The organism is Arthrobacter sp. THG-b23 (assembly GCF_059091265.1).
On sequence record NZ_JBNHGM010000006.1, the window covers coordinates 154794 to 174062 of the forward strand.

Sequence of the window (19269 nt, forward strand, 5' to 3'; positions counted from 1 at the left end):
GCGGCGGGGCGAGGGGCGCCCGCAGGGCAGGCACCCCGACACCGATCGGACGGTTCCGGTAGGGTCGGCGGTGCCGGCGAGGCACCCAAGAGATGGAGACACCATGAGCACGGCCACAACCAAGGACCTGCAGCCGCCGTCGCTGCCTTCCGCGGACAGCCATGACCTGATCCGGGTGCAGGGCGCACGGGTGAACAACCTCAGGGACGTCAATGTCGAGATCCCGAAACGGCGGCTCACCGTGTTTACCGGGGTCTCGGGATCGGGCAAGAGTTCGCTCGTGTTCGGCACCATCGCCGCAGAGTCGCAGCGCATGATCAACGAGACCTACAGTGCGTTCGTCCAAGGCTTCATGCCGACCTTGGCCCGGCCCGAGGTTGACTTCCTCGCGGGCCTGACGACCGCCATTATCGTGGACCAGGAGCGGATGGGCGCCAACCCGCGCTCCACCGTCGGCACGGCCACCGACGCCAACGCCATGCTGCGGATCCTCTTCAGCAGGTTGGGCGACCCGTACATCGGGTCGCCCAACGCCTTTTCCTTTAACGTCCCGTCGGTGAAGGCCAGCGGGGCCATCACGGTAGAGCGCGGCGGCAAGACCAAGGCGGAGAAAGCGACCTTCAACCGGCTCGGCGGGATGTGCCCCCGTTGCGAGGGCATGGGCTCGGTCAGCGATTTCGACCTGTCCGCGCTCTACGACGACACGAAGTCGCTCTCCGAAGGCGCGCTGACAGTGCCCGGCTACAGCATGGACGGGTGGTACGGCCGCATCTTCAGCGGCGCCGGCCTGCCCATGGAGAAGCCAATTGCGAAGTTCACGAAGAAGGAGCTCCACCAGCTGCTCTATTCGGAGCCGACCAAGATCAAGGTGGAGGGGATCAACCTCACCTATGAGGGCTTGATTCCCAAGATCCAGAAGTCGATGCTCTCCAAGGACCGGGAGGCGATGCAGCCGCACATTCGGGCCTTCGTGGACCGGGCGATCACCTTCGCCACCTGTCCCGAGTGCAACGGAACCCGACTGGCCCAGGAGGCGCTGTCGTCGAAGATCCGCGGTAAGAACATTGCAGACCTTTGCCAGATGCAGATCAGCGACCTGGCCGACTGGCTCCGCGATCTGGACGAGCCGTCGGTCGCCCCGCTGCTTACCGGCCTGCAGCACCTGCTCGACTCGTTTGCGGAGATCGGGTTGGGTTACCTGTCGCTCGACCGGCCGGCGGGGACGCTGTCCGGGGGAGAGGCACAGCGCACCAAGATGATCCGCCACCTGGGCTCATCGCTCACCGACGTCACCTATGTCTTTGACGAACCCACCATCGGCTTGCACCCCCATGACATCGAGCGGATGAACCAGCTGCTGCTCCAGTTGCGGGACAAGGGCAACACTGTGCTGGTGGTGGAACACAAGCCCGAGACGATCGCGATTGCCGACCACGTCGTGGATCTCGGGCCGGGCGCCGGCACGACAGGCGGGACGATCTGCTTCGAAGGCAGCGTGGAAGAACTGCGGGGGAGCGACACCACCACCGGCCGCCATCTTGACGACCGGGCGTCCCTCAAAGAGTCGGTCCGCCCGTTCACCGGTGCCCTGGAGGTCCGGGGCGCCTCGACCCACAACCTGCAGGACGTGGACGTCGACGTCCCGCTCGGAGTGCTTGCGGTGATCACCGGCGTCGCAGGTTCGGGCAAGAGCTCGCTGATCCACGGCTCGGTCGCCCGCCGCCCCGGGGTCGTGGTGATAGACCAGGGCGCGATCAAAGGGTCACGACGCAGCAATCCGGCCACCTACACCGGATTGCTTGAACCGATCCGCAAGGCGTTCGCCAAGGCAAACGGCGTCAAGCCGGCTCTTTTTAGCTCCAATTCCGAGGGCGCATGTCCCGTCTGCAACGGCGCCGGCGTCATCTACACGGAGCTGGGCATCATGGAGACCGTCGAGTCCACCTGCGAGGAATGCGAGGGAAAGCGGTTCCAGGCGGCGGTGCTGGAATACAGGCTCGGCGGCCGGAACATCGCCGAGGTGCTGGCCATGCCGGTCAACGAGGCCGAGGAGTTCTTCGGCACAGGCGACGCGCGCACACCCGCCGCCCACAAGATCCTGGAGCGGCTCGCCGACGTGGGACTGGGCTACATGACGCTCGGCCAACCGCTCACCACGCTGTCCGGCGGCGAGCGGCAGCGGCTCAAGCTGGCGACCCAAATGGGCGAAAAGGGCGACATCTACGTGCTCGATGAGCCAACGACGGGACTGCATCTAGCCGACGTCGAGCAGTTGCTCGGCCTGCTGGACCGCCTCGTTGACTCCGGCAAGTCGGTCATTGTGATCGAGCACCACCAGGCAGTCATGGCGCATGCCGACTGGATCATCGATATCGGCCCCGGAGCCGGGCACGCCGGCGGCCGCATCGTCTTCGAGGGGACGCCGGCCGAGCTCGTCGCCGATCGTTCCACTCTGACCGGCAAGCACCTCGCGGCGTACGTCGGGGCCTGAGCGGACGTTGCCGCCGGTGTCCCGACTCCGGCGGCAGGGGCGGGTGCAGAGTTATGTCAACCTAACGCTGTTGACCGGGCCCACGACCCGGGGGGCTTGGTCGCGGCCGCAACGGTTCCTCCAGCCTTCAACCCGCCGCCCGTTAGTACGTCTCCGGACGGCACGTCGGCTGCCTGCACCCAGCCGACGTGCCGTCGTGAGCCAGTCAGTCAGTCTGCGAACGGATTCGCGAACGGCCGAACGCAGTCAGCCAGCTAAGGAGATTGACCCAGGAAGCTGCGCATGTTGCTTATGGACAGTTTGATCCAGTGCGCAGCCGAGGACCCGAGTGGACTGCGCTGCGGCAGGACCAGAACAGTCTCAAATCGGCCCCCGCTCGGCCATTTCATAACGCCGATAATCCACATTATGTCAAGTAGTCTCGAGCTGTGGTCCCCACGAGCGAAGCCGGCCCGGGACCAGTGCGCCTCCCCGTCCGAGGTTCGCGTGGCCTTCCCGGACGGAGGCGCTTAGCGGAAGTGGGCGAAGACACGAACCGGGCCTGCTTCAAAATCTGATCCCTCGGTCAGTCCCATGGACTGGTAAAAGGCGCGTTGCCGAGGTTCATCATCGGTGATGAGTACCGTTTGCCGAACGTGCTGGTACCGCTCTCTCACCTGGTCAAAAAGGGCGCGTCCGACGCCGGTTCCCTGAAACGCCGGGTGCACCAGGATGTCTTGCACATAACAGATCGTTGCATCGTCCGAAATGGTCCGAGCGAGGCCTATCAGCTTGCCGTGCTGAGTCCGAGCCGCTGCTACGAAGGACGAGTTCCTTATCGCACGATAGAGCAGATCCGGGTTGTTGGTATAGGCCGCCCAACCAACAGACTCATAGAGCGAAAGCAGTTCTGCATCGGATACTGGCAGGGCGGTCGATATCGTGAAAGCAGCCACTGACCTAGTGTTGCACTGCGATATCCCTCGGCGTCTGATGCGGTGGAGTCCCGCGCGCCCCGGTTTCCGGTCGCCGAGCTGGATGCCTGGATGTGCCGCAGTCCCCTGCCTCCTGACAGTTGGTGACGGTTTGCTTCATGAAAGACCTTCACCTCGGCTTGGGAGCCGGTTTCGGCAGATTCTTACCGTTCGCTGGAGGCATCCAGGCGTCACTGAAGCGGGCGAGAAGAGGGCCTGCGACCGCCAGGATCATCACATATGCTGCAGCGATGGGCCCCACCACTGTGTAGCCTGCCGCAACCGCCAAACCGGCAATGACGACAGAAAACTCACCCCGGGTGACCAGAGCGGCCCCCGCCCGGAGCCGTCCACGCTGCCGCACGCCTTCTTTTCCTGCTGCCCACCAGCCCGTACCCAGTTTCGTAGCAGCGGTCACGACGGACAACAGCAGGGCTGCAGGCAGGATGGGCCACATGTCCGCAGGATCGATGGCCAGGCCAAAGGTCACGAAGAAGATTGCTGCAAAGAGATCGCGCAGCGGGCTCAAAACGCTCCGGGCACGGTCGGCAAAGTGCTGGGGAATCGCTATACCCACCAGGAAGGCGCCCACTGCTGCGCTGGCGCCCATACCCTCGGCCACTCCGGCAACGGCCAATGTAATGCCGAGGAGGCGCAACATGACCTGTTCATTCTGGGGATGAGACAGCAGACGTCCCATCCGGAACCCGGCCTTACGTGCCGCGACCAGGGCGAGCGTTACTGCGCTTGCGGCCAGGGCTACTCCCCCGGCTGCCTGCCAGGCTCCGCCGCCGGCAAGGACCACAACCAGGATTGGAAGGAACAACGCCATGGCGATGTCTTCCAGGACCAATATCGACAGCACCGCCGGCGTCTCCCGGTTACCCAAACGGCCCAAGTCATCCAGCAACCTGGCGATGATGCCGGACGAGGAAATCCAGGTGACTCCCCCAAGCGCCAAAGCCGCCTGCCACGGCAGCTGCAGCACCAGTCCCAGCAGGAACCCGGGGACCGCGTTCAGCAGGAAATCTATCAAGCCCGAGACACGATGCCGCTTGAGGCTGTACATCAGCTCTGCCGCGGAGAACTCGAGTCCCAGCAGGAGCAGCAAAAGGACGATGCCGATCTCCCCCGCGGTTTCCACAAAGGGCCCCGCTGCATGCACCGGCAGCAGTCCGTCCTCTCCGAACGGCAACCCGGAAAGGAGGTAAAACGGGACCGGTGAAAGGCCAAGCCTGTGTGCTAGAAGCCCGAGCCCGGATAGGACGGTGAACAGCACTCCCAGTTCGATCAGGAGGAGCGACAGGTGTGTCACGTTCAGGTGGCGGTCGGCGCATTGATGAGAGCTTCAAGTGCGGCAAGACCATCGGCCGACCCCAGGGCTATCAAGTCATCGGCGGCCAGCAGCTGCTCCTGCGGAGTGGGGCCCGTGATCACGCGATCTCCGCGGATGATCGCCACGATTGAGCACCCCGTTCGGCTGCGGGCCTTGCTGTCGCCCAGCGGCCGACCGGCATACGGTGAGTTTGGCCGAATGGTGAAGCGGCTGGTTTCCAGTCCCGGGACCTCCCTGGAAAGATCCGCAAAGCGCTGCATGATCCGGGGCGCGCCCAGAAGCTCGGCCAGCTGTAACGCTTCTTCCGGTTCCAGTTGGAGCTTGCTGACTGCCCGGTCCGGATCGTCCTCGTCAAAGGTGAGGATGTCTGCCCCGCCATTCCGATCGATCACCAGGGAAAAACTGACGTTGGTCCTCGTCTTGAGGTCATAGCGCATGCCGACGCCGGGGAGCATGGTTTCGACAATTTCCACAGCACGCTCCTACGTTGAAGGCCGATATAAGCCGACTCACAACGGCACAGACCCGGGAGCTGCACGCGGCCTTGCCGAGGATCAGGCCGAGGGTTCTGATCGGTTGCGGGCCCGGAGATGCAAGCGTCTCCGTGACGGCAACGGTATCCCGTTTTGCATCCCGGCGGGACCCCTGAATGCAGTCATCCAGCGGGCGAACCTGATCAACCGGGATGACTTCCCGCAAACGTGCCGCGCCCGCCCCCACGGAACGCCCCGCACGCCGCGACGGTCTTTCGCCAAGCCCGCCTGTGGTGAACACTAAACAGCATGCGAACCTTTGGCGTGGAGGAAGAGCTGCTCCTGGTGGACGCCAAGACCGGCGCCCTGGCCTCCGTCTCGGAACAACTGCTCCGGGATCAGGGAGACTCTGCGACCCTGGATACACCCCGCGATACGGCTTCCCACAGTGGTTACAAGGGCAGCCTGATGTCGGAGGTCAAGCAGGAACAGCTCGAAGCAGTGTCGGCCCCGTACAAGGATCTGCAGGACCTGGCCGCGGGCATTAGGGCCGGGCGGGCCGAGGCTGACCGGCAGGCGCGGCGTTTTGGCGCCAGGGCTGCAGCATTGGGCACCTATCCCCTGCCTGCCATTACCAGCATCGTGCCGCGCCCGCGATACCAAGCCATGGAATCCCGGTTCGGGATGACCCTGCGTGAACAACTTACGTGCGGGTTCCACGTACACGTTTCCGTTGCCTCCGATGAGGAAGCCGTGGCCGTGCTTGACCGGATCCGCGTCTGGCTGCCGGTCCTGCTCGCGCTCAGCACCAACTCCCCCTTCTGGCAAGGCGTGGACAGTGGCTACGCGAGCTTCCGGTACCAGGTCTGGAAACGTTGGCCCACCGCCGGGCCGACCGGCATCTTCGGCTCCCCCGATGCCTACCACCAACTGTTGGGGATGCTGCTCGAGTGCGACGTGCTGCTGGATAAGGGGATGATTTATTTCGATGCGCGGCTGGGTCAACGGCATCCCACGGTCGAAATCCGCGTGGCCGATGTCTGCCTCCAAGCGGAACATGCCGCCGCCGTAGCCGCTTTGTGCCGGGCGCTGGTAGAGACGGCGGCGCGCCAATGGAGCGACGGCGGCCCGCCGCCTCCGGTACCGGCGGAGCTGCTGCGCCTTGCTTCCTGGCGGGCCAGCAGGTCAGGACTGGAAGAAGAACTGCTCCACCCCTTGAAGAGCGACCGCACCCCGGCCCGAAACGTCGTCGGCGCCCTGCTCGAACACGTCGGCCCCGTGTTAGCGGAAACGGACGATCTGGAACCCATACAGACCGTCGTCGATGGAATCCTTCGGGACGGGACCGGCGCGGCAAGGCAGCGGGGAGTCCTCGCGCGCCAGCACAGGCTCACCGACGTCGTCTTCGATGCGGTCAGGAACACGCACCTTCCGGCCGGCATCCTCTGAGCTCCCGGCTGGCGGAAGCGCCCGCCTGGAAGGGGCAGCCGACGGCGCTATCCGGCGTCGTAAGCGCGCTGCAGTTCGCCGATGTCGATCTTCTTCATCTGCAGCATGGCTTCCATGGCCCGTTGGGCCTTCTGCGGATCCGGCCCGCCAATCAGCTGCGGCAACACGGAGGGAATGATTTGCCAGGACAATCCGTACTTGTCCTTGAGCCATCCGCATTGGCTCTCGGCACCGCCGTCGGCGGTCAACGCGTCCCACAGCCGGTCGACCTCCGCCTGGTCGTCACAGTCCACCTGCAGGGAAACCGCCTCATTGAACGTGAACTGGGCTCCCCCGTTCAGCGCAGTGAAGGACTGGCCGTCCAACTCGAACTCTACGGTCAGCACCTGACCTTCCGATCCGGGACCGCTCTCGCCATAGTGCGTCACGTCGAGGATCTTGGAGTTGTTGAACAGCTGGACGTAGAACTGTGCTGCTTCTTCGGCCTCGCCGTCGAACCACAGGCACGGTGTGATCTTCTGCATGCTGGGCTCCTCCCCTGCGTCAGTCGTACCAGCGCCACTCCACGGGTGTGTGCACGGAGCGCCCGCCGGCAGTCCAGGCCCCGCCGGCCTCCCTGTTCAGCGCGCGGCGGCCAGCGCCAGCGCCAGGGCCGTGGCGTCCGTGTCATCCGGGTCTATCACCTGCAGGCGGCACCCCTCCCCTTTGGGCGCCGCATAGCCGGGAAGCCGCTTGCTCTCACTGCAGCGGTGAAGCTCCTCAAGCGCCGCAGCTTCAATCCGAGCATGCTGGAGGTTGATGGTGACACCGCGCCCGGGCGCAAGAGCGCTGGTGCGGCGGACCAGCGAATACAGCGCCACAATGTTTCGGATTGTCACGTGTCCGCGCACTTCGATGTTGGCGGATTCCCTGTCGATATCCAGCCGGACGACCACTCGCAGTTTGGGATCCATACTTTGTCCCCTCAAGAGTTCCCCATGGCCGCTCCTTGACCGGTGATCATCATAAAAGGACGAATGTGGCGTGGGCAACAGACACCGTGGAATATTTCGCGCCACGGAACGCGGGTACGGCGGGGCGGCGGCGGCACCGGGCGGTCCGGTGCTTCATATTACGGACCACGCCCCGCTGGCCGGCCCGCGCCGCTTGGCTTCGCCGGATGGAGAGGCGCGCCTGCGCTCAACGCACGAGCACCGCGATGCCGGTGGCGGCCGCCGCCCACAGCACGCTCGCGAACGTGCCCAGGATAAACCGCTCGGCTGCCCCGGACTGGCCGAGCTCCGAATACCGGCCCAAGCCTTTCACCGCCAGGACAACGGCCAATCCTTCCGGCCAGGCGGCCAGCAGGGTGGCCGCGATGGCAGTCCGCTCGAGCACCCCGATCCAGGCGCCTCCGCGGAGTACCGGGGATGCTTCGGGATCGGTGGTGTTGTCCGGGTGCGAGGCATTGAACGACAACCGCAGGATGGTCACGGTGGCCGGGCCACCGCCGATCGCAGCCGCTGCCACGCCCAACGCATAGGCTGCCGGGCCGAGACCGCCCGGCCCCAAGACCGCCAACAATCCCGCGATGCCCAAGAGCAGCAGCGACACGGCGCTGGCTGCATACAGCCAGCGGTTGCCCCGGCCCTGGAACCGCTCGAAGTACATGGGCGCCGCGACCGCCGCCGCCAGGCAAAGCGCGACCAGTGCCATGACGCTCATCGGTCGGCTCCTTCCAGCAGCGCTTGCGCCGCCAGCCGCGCGCGGCGCCACTCCTGCCAGAGTCCACTATGCAGCCTGCTTGAGACAGCCTGTTGGGTGATGCCGAGCCGGTCGGCGATTTGCTGCTGGGTGAGTCCTTCGTCACTGAGCACCCCGGCTTCGGTTGCCTGCGTGCTGCGCTTCCGTGCCACGGATACCAGCAACTGCAGCACCGCTTCGGCGTGGCCGGCCTCCGGACGGGCGCCGGAGACGGCGACGTTGCCCGGCGACGTCTTGGCCGCGGTCACCGCTTCGCGTGCACGCTCGAAGGCCTCGCCGGAGCCCGCCCGCGTAGACTCCGGCAGCGGACCGACGACTCCGCCCACACCAATTCCCACACTCCAGCGGTTGCTGACGGCCAGATCCAGGGCAAGATCCGCCGCCACGGCGGCATCGGCGACCACTGCCTGCATCTCGTCGCCGGCGGTGCGCTCGAAACCGCGCACCAACGGACGGGCCGGGTCATCATTCAAAGTGCCGAGCGCGCCCTCGACGAGGTCCAGCTGGCGGCGGGACCGCCGCTGGTCGACCGTCAACACGAACATACAAACCTGCTTCCTTGTTGCTTCCGTGACAAGTATGCAGGCTTGTAGTCCGCGACACAACCTTGCTAGTCCCCCCGGTGGTGGCTCACCAGCCCCAGCAGGTTGCCTTCGGGGTCGCGAATGAAGGCCATCCACTCGTCCATGCCCGCCGGCCCCAAAGCATCATCGGCATGCCGGAAAATGATGTGTGGTTCTTCGACAATGGGTGTTCCAGCGCCGCGCAGTTCCTCGACCCGGTCCCGGACCGACTCGACCTGCAGGTACAAGAGGGCGGCCGGCGCGCCTACTTCCAGCAAGAGGCGCACGCCGTCGAGATCGAAGAACACCAGGCCCGGCGGGTCGAACACCCCTGCCGGCGGATAACCGAGCAAGTCGGTGTAAAAAGCGGTTGCACGCTCTAGCTCGTGCACGCCGAGCGCAACCTGTGCCAACTTCATGACTGCCGTCCCTCCCCCCTCGGCCGCGGCCTGCGGCCCCTGCGCGACTACGACGAGTTCCAGCCAGACCGGCTCGTCCCTCGCATCGTACGCCCGCCAGCGCCCGATAGTGTGGAGGGGTGACTGAAACATCGCCCCGGCTCCGCACCGGCCTCCCGCTGGCGGCAGCATCGCTGGACCTGGTCGCCGTTGTCATTTTTGCGGCAGCGGGCCGAAACACGCACGAACACGGACTGGCCCTGGCCGGAATCCTGATCACCGCGAGCCCGTTCCTGGCCGGCGCCCTCGTCGGCTGGCTGGCCTCGCGGGGCTGGCGCCGCCCGGCCGCCCTCTGGCCAACCGGAGTCGCCGTATGGCTGGCCGCCGTGGTCCTGGGACTCGCCCTGCGCGGCCTCGCCGGGGGCGGGCTGGCCCTGTCCTTCCAGATCGTCGCACTCCTGGTGCTCGGCGCCCTCCTGCTGGGTTGGCGGGCGGCGGCCGCGCTGTTCATCAAACTACGTTTCGCCCGGCGGGTGGAATAACCTCGGTTATAGGGAAGAACACCCAGTTCCAGCAGAAAGGCAGTGCAGTGGCTACAGCATTCGTTCTCATCCGGACCGATGCGACCCGGATTCCGGAGTGCGCCCAGGAGATCTCCGAGATCGAGGGCATCAGCGAGGTCTATTCGGTCACCGGCGAATGGGACTTGATCGCCGTGGCCCGCGTCGCCAAGCACGACGAGCTGGCCGATGTCATTGCCGACCGGCTCTCGAAGGTCCAAGGCGTGCAGGCAACGACGACCCACATCGCCTTCCGCGCCTATTCGAAGCACGACCTGGACGCCGCCTTCTCGCTCGGATTCGAGCACTAGGCTTCACCACCGCGCAGGAGTGCCCCGGACATCCCGTCCGGGGCACTCCTGGTTAAGCTGTCGCGGCCCGAACGCGGGCCCGGAGTCAGCGGGTGGCGTCGACCCAGCGCTGCAGCGCCTCGGCGGCGGCACCGCTGTCGATGGCTTCCTCGGCCCGTCCCAAACCGACGGCCAGCCGTTCCAGCAGCGGCGCGTCGGCTGTTGTGTCGTTGGCCACCAGGGCGGCGGCTGCATTGAGGACGACGGCGTCGCGCACCGGTCCCTTGTCCCCCGCGAGCACGCGGCGCACGACGTCGGCATTCGCGGTGGCGTCGCCGCCGCGAAGGTCATCCAGCGTGGCCCGGGGGATGCCGAGGTCCAGCGGGTCCAGCTCGTGTTCCGTCACGCCGCCGCCACGCACCTCCCAGACCGACGAGGGGCCCGTGGTGGTCAGCTCATCCAGGCCGTCCCCGCCGCGGAAAACGAGCGCGCGGATCCCCCGGGCAGCCAGCACGCCGGCGATCAGCGGTGCCAGCCGGGCATCGGCAACGCCGATGGCGGCCGCCGTGGGATTCGCCGGGTTGGTCATCGGACCCATGAAATTGAAAGCGGTGGCCACACCGAGTTCCGCGCGCACCGCGCCCGCATAGCGCATCGACGGGTGGAACACCTGGGCGAAACAGAACGTGATTCCCGCTTCGACGGCAGTCTGGGCCACCCGTTCCACCGGCAGGTCAAGGCGCACCCCGAGGGCTTCGATCACATCGGCGGAACCGGACGACGACGACGCGGCACGGTTTCCGTGCTTGACGATCCGGGCCCCGGCCCCCGCGCAAACCAGGGCGGCCATGGACGAGATGTTCACGGTATTCTGCCGATCCCCGCCGGTACCGACGATGTCCAGCTTCTCCCCGGGAATGTCGATCGGCCGGGCATTGCCGACCATGGCCTCCACCAAGCCGGTCAGCTCATCGACCGTCTCCCCCTTGGCCCGCAGCGCGACCAGGAAGCCGGCCATCTGCGCGTCGGAGGCCCCGCCGGACATGATGGTGTTCATCGCCCACTGGGTTTGGGCAGTCGTGAGGTCCTGCCGCGAGATCAGGGCCGAGATCAGTTCAGGCCAGGTGGGTGTGTTCTGAGCGTTGGGTTCGGTCGTCACTTCACTAGGTTATCTACGTTTTGTAGAAACTTCCGGATTGTTAACTTCCGCGCCGTTCCGCGGAATCCAGCGGTTCAGGAACCGAAACGCGGCGCCACGCGTTCAAATGCATTGGTGAAGTGGGCAGATTTATAGACATAATGGCCTTGTGACAACTGCAACCCATGCCCCCAGTACCCCGGCGCATCCAACGCTGAACCGCCCCAATCTGGTTTCTGTCGGAACCGTTGTGTGGCTCTCCAGCGAGCTGATGTTCTTCGCCGGCCTTTTCGCTATGTACTTCACGCTCCGTGCCACCTCAGGCGACATGTGGGCGATGGAAACCGCGAAGTTGAATGTTCCTTTTGCGCTGGCCAACACCATCATCCTGGTGTCCAGTTCCTTCACCTGCCAGTACGGCGTCTTCGCCGCAGAGCGCTTGCAGGCCCGCCGCTCCGGCGGGCTCTTCAATGTCGCCAAGTGGGGCATGGTCGAATGGTTCCTGCTGACATTCCTCCTCGGCGCAATCTTCGTCTCCGTCCAGGCCTACGAATACGCGATGCTCGTCTCCGAAGGCGTCTCGCTGTCCTCGAACTCCTACGGTTCGGCGTTCTACATCACCACCGGCTTCCACGGCCTCCACGTCACAGGCGGCCTCATCGCTTTCCTGCTGATCATCGGCCGCGCTTACGTCGCCAAAAAGTTCGGCCATTTCGAAGCCACATCGGCCATCGTCACGTCGTACTACTGGCACTTCGTCGACGTCGTGTGGATCGCTCTCTTCATCATCATCTACTTCCTCAAGTAGACGGCAGAAAGGTCCGCGCCTGGCTGCGGACCCAGCCGGCCGAACATCTACGCACACGCACCGCAAAGTTAGGAACCAACAAGTGAAGGCACTCTCCCAGAGGCGACGACATCCCCTGGCGGCCGTTGCCCTGCTGCTCATGGGACTGCTCGTCACCGGCGGACTGTACGCCGTTGCCGGGAACGTCAACGAGGCCAAGGCCCAAACCACCACCTTTTCCGCGCAGGACATCGAAGAGGGCGAGAAGCTCTTCGTGGCCAACTGCGCAACTTGTCACGGAATCGGTGCTGTCGGGGCCCCGGAGGGTGCGCACGGCAACCAGGCCGGTCCGTCGCTGATTGGCGTCGGCGCCGCCGCCGTGGACTTCCAGGTAGGAACCGGCCGCATGCCCATGCAGATGTCCGGCCCCCAGGCAATGGAAAAGCCGAACCAGTTCAACGAAGAGCAGACCATGCAGTTGGCGGCATACGTAGCCTCCCTCGGCGCCGGTCCCGCGATTCCGGCGGACGAATTCCTCGACGTCTCCCAGGGTGATCCCGCCGCCGGCGGCGAGATCTTCCGGGTCAACTGCGCCATGTGCCACAACGCTGCCGCAGCGGGTGGGGCCCTGACGCGCGGCAAGTTCGCGCCGGCGCTGAGCGGCGTCAGCGAAGCACACATCTACGAGGCCATGGCCACCGGCCCGCAGAACATGCCCGTTTTCAGCGACGCGAACATCTCCCCCGAGGAGAAGCGCGACGTCATCGCCTTCCTGAAGACCATCGAAGAGCAGCCATCCCCCGGCGGCTTCGCGCTTGGTGGGCTCGGCCCCGTGTCCGAGGGCCTGCTGATGTGGACGCTCGGGTTGGGCGTGGTCATCGCGTTCACCATCTGGCTGACCCAGCGGTCTTCCTAACCTTTCGCTTCCGGCGGCCCCAGCGGGCCGCCGGAGAAGCGCCAACAGTCATTATGAGTTTTGAACTATTTAGAGAAGGATGAGAGGGATCATGGGCGACCATAGTCACGGCAGTCCGAACACCTCGGGCACCGTTGCTACGGCTGGTCAGAGCGACGTGGAGAAGTTTCAGGATCCTGGACTCCCCCCGCACCGCCCGCGCCGTGCCGACAAAGATCCCCGGGCGGAAAAGCGAGCCGAACGCCAGGTTGCGATACTCTTCGTAATCTCCATCATCGGCACCGTGCTTTTCTTCGTCGGGTACTTTGGCATCCGCTTGGATGACACCACCGCAACGCTGCGATTGCAGAACTTCACCCTCGGCATGGGCACCGCCTTTGCCATGCTGGGCATTGGCGTGGGCATTGTCCACTGGGCCAAGACCCTCATGCCGGACCACGAGATTGTGGAAGAACGCCACGAGGTCCGCACCGAGGAAGACCGCAAGGACGCCGAGCAGATCATCGGCCAGGTCTTGGACGAGTCCGGCATCTCCCGCCGTCCGTTGATCCGCAACACCCTGATCGGCGCCGGCGTGCTGGCGATCCTGCCGGCCATCGGCATCTTCCGCGACCTGTCCAAGGACCTCAACCCGGACGTGCTGCGCCACACCATGTGGGACGCAGGCGTCCGGTTGACCCGCGACCCGAGCGGCACCCCGATCAAGGCCTCGGATGTCACCATTGGTTCGGCGTTCCACGTCATCCCCGAGGGGCTCAACGAGGCCGAGCACAAGCTCGAGGAGAAGGCCAAGGCCGTCGTCCTCTTGATGCGCCTGAATCCCGACGTGCTCCAGGTCTCCCCAGGCCGTGAAGACTGGAACTACAATGGCATTGTTGCGTACTCCAAGATCTGTACCCACGTTGGCTGCCCGGTGGCGCTGTACGAACAGCACACGCACCACCTGCTCTGCCCTTGCCACCAGTCGACCTTCGATGCGGCCCAGGAATGCAAGGTTGTGTTCGGCCCCGCCGCGCACGCCCTGCCCCAGCTCCCGATCAGCGTCGACGACGAGGGCTACTTGATCGCCACGAGCGATTTCCATGAACCTGTCGGACCGAGCTACTGGGAGCGTGGCTAAGCATGAGCGCTTCAACTGATACCTACGTACCCAAGACGCGGGCCGGACGGATCACCAACTTCGTCGATACCCGCGTCGGCGGATCGTCGATCGTCAAGGAATTCGGCCGGAAGATCTTCCCGGATCACTGGTCCTTCATGTTCGGCGAAGTGGCGCTTTACTCCTTCGTCATCCTGCTGCTCACCGGAACGTTCCTGACGTTCTTCTTCGATCCTTCGATGGCTCATACGCACTACGACGGACCGTATGTGCCGCTCAAGGGCGTCGAGATGTCCGTCGCCTACCAGTCCACCCTGGAGATCTCCTTCGAGGTCCGCGGCGGCCTGTTCATGCGCCAGCTGCACCACTGGTCTGCGCTGCTGTTCGTCGCCTCGGTGTCCTTCCACATGCTGCGTGTGTTCTTCACCGGTGCGTTCCGCCGCCCGCGTGAGCTGAACTGGGTTGTCGGCTGTGTCCTGTTGATCCTGGCCCTGGCCGCCGGCTTCACCGGCTACTCCCTGCCGGACGACCTGCTTTCCGGCAACGGACTGCGCATCATCGACGGCGTGATCAAGGCAATCCCGCTGGTCGGTACCTACATTTCGCTGCTGCTCTTCGGCGGCGAGTTCCCCGGTACGGACATCGTGGGTCGCCTGTACGTGCTTCACATCCTGCTGGTCCCGGCCTTGATCCTCCTGATGATCGCCATCCACCTGTTCATGGTTGTCGTGCACAAGCACACCCAGTACCCCGGCCCCGGCCGTTCCGAGACCAACGTCGTCGGCTTCCCGATTGGCCCGGTCTACGCGGCCAAGGCAGGCGGCTTCTTCTTCGTTGTCTTCGGCATCCTGGCCGTCATAGCGGCGAACTTCCAGATCCTGGCGATCTGGGACTACGGACCCTACGACCCCTCCCCCGTCTCGGCCGGTACCCAGCCTGACTGGTACATCGGCTGGGTGGACGGCGCGCTGCGCCTGATGCCTGGTGTCGGCGAGTTCGTGATCTTCGGCCGGACCATTTCGCTCAACGTGCTCCTCCCGGCCCTCGGCCCGGCGGCCCTGCTGTTCACGGTGATGTTCGCATGGCCGTGGATCGAGAGCTGGATCACCAAGGACACCCGCGAGCACCACATCCTGGACCGCCCGCGCAACGTTCCGTTCCGCACCGCCACCGGCGTCGCCGGCATCGTCTTCTACTCGGTGATGTGGGCAGCTGCCAGCTCCGACTTGATCGCCACGCACTTCCACGTGTCGCTCAATGACGTGACGTACTGGCTGCGCGCGCTGTTCTTCCTGGGCCCGATCCTCGGCTTCATGGTCACGCGCCGCATTTGCCTGGCGCTGCAGCGCAAGGACCGCGAGATCGCCCTCCATGGCCGGGAGACCGGACGCATTGTCCGCCTGCCGCATGGAGAGTTCATCGAAGTCCACGAGCCGCTGAACGAGTACAAGCAGTACCGGCTCGTCAGCTACGAGTCGCCCGAAGTGATCCCGGCGCAGCCGAATCGGGCCGGACACATCAAGCGCTCCGAGAAACTGCGTGGCGCCCTGTCGCGGTTCTTCTTCGAAGACCGTGTGGCACCGGTTACCCCGGCCGAGCTGGAGGCTGCGCACAGCCACCACGCTGAGGTTGAGGCACCTGCCGAAAAGGCGGAAGTCAGCGCCCGCTAAGGCAACGACTGCCAAAAGAATGGCCCCGGACTCGTTCCGGGGCCATTCTTTTTGCCCCGACCGCCGGCGAGGCCCCTGCCCGGACTGGGCCACGGCAAGGACGGGCAGCTGCGCAGGCGCAATGCTTTCCGCCCCCCGGGCATGCCGGCGAGTCAGCACAAGAGCGTTAACGAGCTCTTCCAGCAGGGACCGGCCGTCACAGGTGCTGCGCTGAGTGGCTTCCCGGCCACGCAGTGGGCATAACACGGGCGGGGCACATTGGCAGCCCCGGGGCCGTAGCCGCGCCCTGCGGCGCCTTGGCGGCACCATAGCGGCCAGGCGCCCTGCGGCGGCGGCTTGTCGCCCCTAAAAGCGCTTGACGTTGTAGGAACGCGGTACGCGTCCCCCAGGCCGCTGAAGGGGCACCCAGAGCTTGTAGCGGTCCGCGCGGTAATAAGAGATCGAGAAGTCAACCATGGTCTTGGAGACGTAGGCATGCCGCTGGATCTTCAGCAGCGGCGATCCAATGTCCACACTCAGGAGCCGCGCGATCGAGGGCTGGGCTGCGGTTGCCTCGATGGTGTCCTCTCCCCACTCCATGATCAGTCCGTAGCGTTCGCTCAGGACGTTGTACAGCGACGACGGCGGCCCCTCGTCGAGGATGCCTGGCACCCGCTGCGCCGGAATGAAGTTCTCGTCCACACTCATCGGTTCGGCGTCCGCCAGCAGCAGGCGGCGGAAGCGCACGACCGGCTGCCCCTCCTCGATCTGCAGCTCGCGGGCCACCAGCGGAGTCGCGCCGATCTGCTCGAAGCTGAGGACACGGGCATCGGGAACCATGCCGCGGCGTTGCATCTCTTCGCTGTAGGAGGTGAGCTTGACCTGCAGGTCCAGCTTGGGCTGCCGCACAAACGTTCCCAGGCCGACGATGCGTTCGAGCACCTGCTCGGCGACGAGTGAGTCGATCGCCTGGCGCACGGTCATCCTCGCCACCCCGAAGCGTTCCGTCAGTTCCCTCTCCGAGGGGAAAGCCGCGCCGGGTTCGCAGCGCTCCTGTGCGTGCCTCCGCAAAATGTCCCTCAACTGGACGTGTTTCGCGGTCCGGGAGGAGCCATCGAGCTCCCCCTCGATGGCGGCGGCGTTCACGGACATGCGGCCTCCTGCTCAGCCGGTCGAAGTCCTCCCATTCTAGCCGGTCTAGACCAGCCTCCGGCCCGCGGCCGTCGCACGGGGACACGAAAGGGTCCGGAACCATTGCGGTTCCGGACCCTTTTCGCGTGCAGCTGCGGGAATTAGTGCGCGTGGTCTCCGCGGCTGTACTCGTAGACCCATCCGATGATGGCCACCGTGGTGAGGCCGGCTGCGATGTAGACGATCCACCAGCCAACCGCCAGGCCCATGAAGCCGGTGGCGGCACCGAGGCCCAGCACGATCGGCCACCAGCTCCACGGGCTGAACATGCCCTGCTCGCCGGCGCCCTCATGGATTTCCGCGTCGACCCGGTCCTCAGGACGGGGACCGATGCGCCGTGCCGTAAACCAGAGGTAACCGCCGATCATCACGGACAGTCCGGCCGTCAGATACAGCGCCAGCCAGCCGACGGGCTCTTCCCAGTTGCCCATGTAGCCGTAGACGGTGGCGACGAGGGCGAAGAACGGCGCAAGCGCAATGAATAGCCAGGCTTCAATCTTCACAGTTATGCGTCCTTCTGGTCAGCGGGACCGGCCAACTGGGCCACCGGCGCCGGAGTCGTCGGGGTGTGCCGCGGTGCCAGCTCCGGGTGGTGCAGGTCCAGCGCAGGGCGCTCGGACCGGATGCGGGGCAGCGAGGTGAAGTTGTGCCGCGGCGGCGGGCAGGAGGTCGCCCACTCAAGCGATCCGCCGAAGCCCCAGGGGTCGTCTACCTCGACCTTCTTGCCGTTGCGCCAGGTGATGTACACGTTCCAGAAGAACGGGATCATCGAGGCGCCGAGCACGAAGGATGCAACGGTGGAGAACTGGTTCATCGCGGTGAACCCGTCTTCCGGCATGTAGTCGGCGTAGCGGCGGGGCATGCCCTCGACGCCGAGCCAGTGCTGGATGAGGAAGGTCCCGTGGAAGCCCAGGAACAGCATCCAGAAATGGATCTTGCCGAGGCGCTCGTTGAGCATCTTGCCGGTCCACTTGGGCCACCAGAAGTAGAAGCCCGCGAACATCGCGAACACGACGGTACCGAAGACCACGTAGTGGAAGTGCGCCACCACGAAGTAGGTGTCCGAGACGTGGAAGTCCAGCGGCGGCGAAGCCAGGATGATGCCGGTCAGGCCGCCGAACAGGAAGGTGGCCAGGAAGCCCAGGCTCCACAGCATTGGCGTCTCGAAGGTGATCGATCCGCGCCACATGGTGCCGATCCAGTTGAAGAACTTCACGCCGGTGGGCACCGCGATGAGCATCGTCATGAAGGCGAAGAACGGCAGCAGCACGGAGCCGGTGACGTACATGTGGTGGGCCCACACCGTCACGGACAGCGCGGCGATGGCGATGGTGGCGTAGACCAGGCCCTTGTATCCGAAGATCGGCTTGCGGCTGAACACCGGGAAGATCTCGGAGACGATGCCGAAGAACGGCAGGGCAATGATGTAGACCTCGGGATGGCCGAAGAACCAGAACAGGTGCTGCCAGAGGATGGCACCGCCGTTCTCCGGGTTGAAGATGTGCGCACCGAAGCGCCGGTCGGCACCCAGGGCGAACAGCGCGGCGGCCAGGGGCGGGAAAGCCATCATGACGAGGATGGCGGTGACCAGCGTGTTCCAGGTGAAGATGGGCATCCGCCACATGGTCAGGCCGGGAGCGCGCATGGTGATGATCGTGGTGATGAAGTTGACCGAGCCGAGGATTGTGCCAAAGCCGGACAGCGCCAGGCCAAAGACCCACAGGTCCCCGCCGACTCCCGGGGAGAAGGTCGTGTTGGACAACGGCGCATAGGCGAACCAGCCGAAGGATGCTGCGCCCTGCGGGGTGATGAAACCGGCCACGGCAATCATGCTGCCGAACAGGAAGAACCAGAAAGCCAGCGCATTCAGGCGCGGGAACGCTACGTCGGGTGCGCCGATCTGCAGCGGCATGATGACGTTTGCGAAGCCGGCGAACAGCGGCGTGGCGAACATCAGCAGCATGACCGTGCCGTGCATGGTGAACAGCTGGTTGTACTGTTCCTTGGTCTGCAGGATCTGCATTCCGGGCTCGAACAGTTCGGCACGGATGACCAGGGCCATCACGCCGCCGAGGCAGAAGAAGATGAACGACGCGATCAGGTACATGTACCCGATGGTCTTGTGGTCCGTGGAGGTGATCCAGTTGACGACGATGCGCCCCTTGGACACCGGCACGACGCGCGGAGCTACCGTGGTAGCCCGGTCGTCAGCTGTGTATTCGTACGTTGACAC

20 protein-coding genes are annotated in these 19269 nt (G+C 65.1%); 8 read left to right on the plus strand and 12 right to left on the minus strand.

Features of this window, described 5'->3' with window-relative positions; all coding sequences use genetic code 11:
• Positions 1–103: 103 nt before the first annotated feature.
• Positions 104–2491 (plus strand): ATP-binding cassette domain-containing protein, encoded by a 2388-nt coding sequence (locus AC5RVD_RS12440; RefSeq protein ID WP_494111171.1) that lies wholly within the window; start codon positions 104–106, stop codon positions 2489–2491.
• A 509-nt stretch (positions 2492–3000) separates the two neighbouring features.
• On the opposite strand, the gene AC5RVD_RS12445 is transcribed toward AC5RVD_RS12440, so the two are convergent.
• The 3 genes from AC5RVD_RS12445 to AC5RVD_RS12455 all read right to left on the minus strand — a co-directional run bounded on the left by AC5RVD_RS12445 (position 3001) and on the right by AC5RVD_RS12455 (position 5253).
• Entirely contained in the window at positions 3001–3426 is a 426-nt protein-coding gene (locus AC5RVD_RS12445) for a GNAT family N-acetyltransferase (protein WP_494127067.1), read from the minus strand.
• Between the two features lie 148 nt (positions 3427–3574).
• Positions 3575–4759, minus strand: a complete 1185-nt coding sequence (locus AC5RVD_RS12450) for a cation:proton antiporter (protein WP_494120695.1) — start codon at positions 4757–4759, stop codon at positions 3575–3577.
• Positions 4760–4761: 2 nt separating this feature from the next.
• Positions 4762–5253 carry a cation:proton antiporter regulatory subunit gene (locus tag AC5RVD_RS12455; protein WP_494127068.1) on the minus strand — a complete coding sequence of 164 codons (492 nt, stop codon included), beginning with the start codon at positions 5251–5253 and terminating at the stop codon, positions 4762–4764.
• Positions 5254–5562: 309 nt separating this feature from the next.
• Between AC5RVD_RS12455 and AC5RVD_RS12460 the strand changes: the two genes are divergently transcribed.
• Entirely contained in the window at positions 5563–6702 is a 1140-nt protein-coding gene (locus AC5RVD_RS12460) for a glutamate--cysteine ligase (protein WP_494111175.1), read from the plus strand.
• 47 nt (positions 6703–6749) lie between these two features.
• Here the strand turns inward: AC5RVD_RS12460 and AC5RVD_RS12465 are convergent, their stop codons facing one another.
• The 5 genes from AC5RVD_RS12465 to AC5RVD_RS12485 all read right to left on the minus strand — a co-directional run bounded on the left by AC5RVD_RS12465 (position 6750) and on the right by AC5RVD_RS12485 (position 9559).
• Positions 6750–7226: a VOC family protein gene (locus AC5RVD_RS12465; RefSeq protein ID WP_494120698.1), complete on the minus strand. Its 477-nt coding sequence runs from the start codon at positions 7224–7226 to the stop codon at positions 6750–6752.
• 96 nt (positions 7227–7322) lie between these two features.
• The gene (locus AC5RVD_RS12470; protein ID WP_494127069.1) at positions 7323–7655 is read right to left on the minus strand and encodes a hypothetical protein; all 333 of its coding nucleotides are present in this window, start codon (positions 7653–7655) and stop codon (positions 7323–7325) included.
• 226 nt (positions 7656–7881) lie between these two features.
• On the minus strand, positions 7882–8406 hold the full coding sequence (locus AC5RVD_RS12475) for a hypothetical protein (RefSeq protein WP_494127070.1): 525 nt from the start codon (positions 8404–8406) through the stop codon (positions 7882–7884).
• Complete coding sequence (locus AC5RVD_RS12480; protein ID WP_494127071.1) at positions 8403–8990, minus strand: sigma factor-like helix-turn-helix DNA-binding protein; 588 nt, start codon at positions 8988–8990, stop codon at positions 8403–8405. Before AC5RVD_RS12480 ends, AC5RVD_RS12475 begins: the two co-directional genes overlap by 4 nt.
• Before the next feature lie 65 nt (positions 8991–9055).
• On the minus strand, positions 9056–9559 hold the full coding sequence (locus AC5RVD_RS12485; protein WP_494127072.1) for a VOC family protein: 504 nt from the start codon (positions 9557–9559) through the stop codon (positions 9056–9058).
• Between AC5RVD_RS12485 and AC5RVD_RS12490 the strand changes: the two genes are divergently transcribed.
• Positions 9547–9948, plus strand: coding sequence for a DUF3054 domain-containing protein (locus AC5RVD_RS12490; protein ID WP_494127073.1), 402 nt, complete (start codon positions 9547–9549; stop codon positions 9946–9948). The genes AC5RVD_RS12485 and AC5RVD_RS12490 overlap by 13 nt on opposite strands.
• A 47-nt stretch (positions 9949–9995) precedes the next feature.
• Complete coding sequence (locus tag AC5RVD_RS12495) at positions 9996–10277, plus strand: Lrp/AsnC family transcriptional regulator (protein WP_493978425.1); 282 nt, start codon at positions 9996–9998, stop codon at positions 10275–10277.
• An 85-nt stretch (positions 10278–10362) separates the two neighbouring features.
• On the opposite strand, the gene trpD is transcribed toward AC5RVD_RS12495, so the two are convergent.
• Positions 10363–11415 (minus strand): anthranilate phosphoribosyltransferase, encoded by a 1053-nt coding sequence (trpD, locus tag AC5RVD_RS12500; protein WP_494111182.1) that lies wholly within the window; start codon positions 11413–11415, stop codon positions 10363–10365.
• A gap of 148 nt (positions 11416–11563) precedes the next feature.
• On the opposite strand from trpD, the gene ctaE reads away from it, so the two are divergent.
• The 4 genes from ctaE (at position 11564) to qcrB (ending at position 15866) form a co-directional block, all read left to right on the plus strand.
• The gene (gene ctaE / locus AC5RVD_RS12505) at positions 11564–12202 is read left to right on the plus strand and encodes an aa3-type cytochrome oxidase subunit III (protein WP_494127074.1); all 639 of its coding nucleotides are present in this window, start codon (positions 11564–11566) and stop codon (positions 12200–12202) included.
• A gap of 82 nt (positions 12203–12284) precedes the next feature.
• Entirely contained in the window at positions 12285–13097 is an 813-nt protein-coding gene (qcrC, locus tag AC5RVD_RS12510; protein ID WP_493987182.1) for a cytochrome bc1 complex diheme cytochrome c subunit, read from the plus strand.
• A 91-nt stretch (positions 13098–13188) separates the two neighbouring features.
• Positions 13189–14217: a cytochrome bc1 complex Rieske iron-sulfur subunit gene (gene qcrA, locus AC5RVD_RS12515; protein ID WP_494127075.1), complete on the plus strand. Its 1029-nt coding sequence runs from the start codon at positions 13189–13191 to the stop codon at positions 14215–14217.
• Positions 14218–14219: 2 nt separating this feature from the next.
• A complete protein-coding gene (gene qcrB / locus AC5RVD_RS12520) occupies positions 14220–15866 on the plus strand; it encodes a cytochrome bc1 complex cytochrome b subunit (RefSeq protein WP_494127076.1) in 1647 nt (548 codons plus the stop codon).
• Between the two features lie 345 nt (positions 15867–16211).
• Here qcrB and AC5RVD_RS12525 read toward each other — a convergent pair whose 3' ends face one another.
• From AC5RVD_RS12525 to ctaD, 3 genes are all read right to left on the minus strand, one after another.
• Positions 16212–16997 (minus strand): GntR family transcriptional regulator, encoded by a 786-nt coding sequence (locus AC5RVD_RS12525; protein WP_493987179.1) that lies wholly within the window; start codon positions 16995–16997, stop codon positions 16212–16214.
• Between the two features lie 140 nt (positions 16998–17137).
• A complete protein-coding gene (locus AC5RVD_RS12530) occupies positions 17138–17539 on the minus strand; it encodes a cytochrome c oxidase subunit 4 (RefSeq protein WP_494111187.1) in 402 nt (133 codons plus the stop codon).
• Positions 17540–17541: 2 nt separating this feature from the next.
• On the minus strand, positions 17542–19269 hold the full coding sequence (gene ctaD / locus AC5RVD_RS12535; protein ID WP_494111188.1) for an aa3-type cytochrome oxidase subunit I: 1728 nt from the start codon (positions 19267–19269) through the stop codon (positions 17542–17544).

Coding starts and splice junctions, on each gene's coding strand:
- AC5RVD_RS12440 (WP_494111171.1), top strand. CDS start 104: ATGAGCACGGCCACAACCAAGGACCTGCAGCCGCCGTCGCTGCCTTCC.
- AC5RVD_RS12460 (WP_494111175.1), top strand. CDS start 5,563: ATGCGAACCTTTGGCGTGGAGGAAGAGCTGCTCCTGGTGGACGCCAAG.
- AC5RVD_RS12465 (WP_494120698.1), bottom strand. CDS start 7,226: ATGCAGAAGATCACACCGTGCCTGTGGTTCGACGGCGAGGCCGAAGAA.
- AC5RVD_RS12470 (WP_494127069.1), bottom strand. CDS start 7,655: ATGGATCCCAAACTGCGAGTGGTCGTCCGGCTGGATATCGACAGGGAA.
- AC5RVD_RS12475 (WP_494127070.1), bottom strand. CDS start 8,406: ATGAGCGTCATGGCACTGGTCGCGCTTTGCCTGGCGGCGGCGGTCGCG.
- AC5RVD_RS12480 (WP_494127071.1), bottom strand. CDS start 8,990: ATGTTCGTGTTGACGGTCGACCAGCGGCGGTCCCGCCGCCAGCTGGAC.
- AC5RVD_RS12485 (WP_494127072.1), bottom strand. CDS start 9,559: ATGTTTCAGTCACCCCTCCACACTATCGGGCGCTGGCGGGCGTACGAT.
- qcrA (WP_494127075.1), top strand. CDS start 13,189: ATGGGCGACCATAGTCACGGCAGTCCGAACACCTCGGGCACCGTTGCT.
- qcrB (WP_494127076.1), top strand. CDS start 14,220: ATGAGCGCTTCAACTGATACCTACGTACCCAAGACGCGGGCCGGACGG.
- AC5RVD_RS12525 (WP_493987179.1), bottom strand. CDS start 16,997: ATGTCCGTGAACGCCGCCGCCATCGAGGGGGAGCTCGATGGCTCCTCC.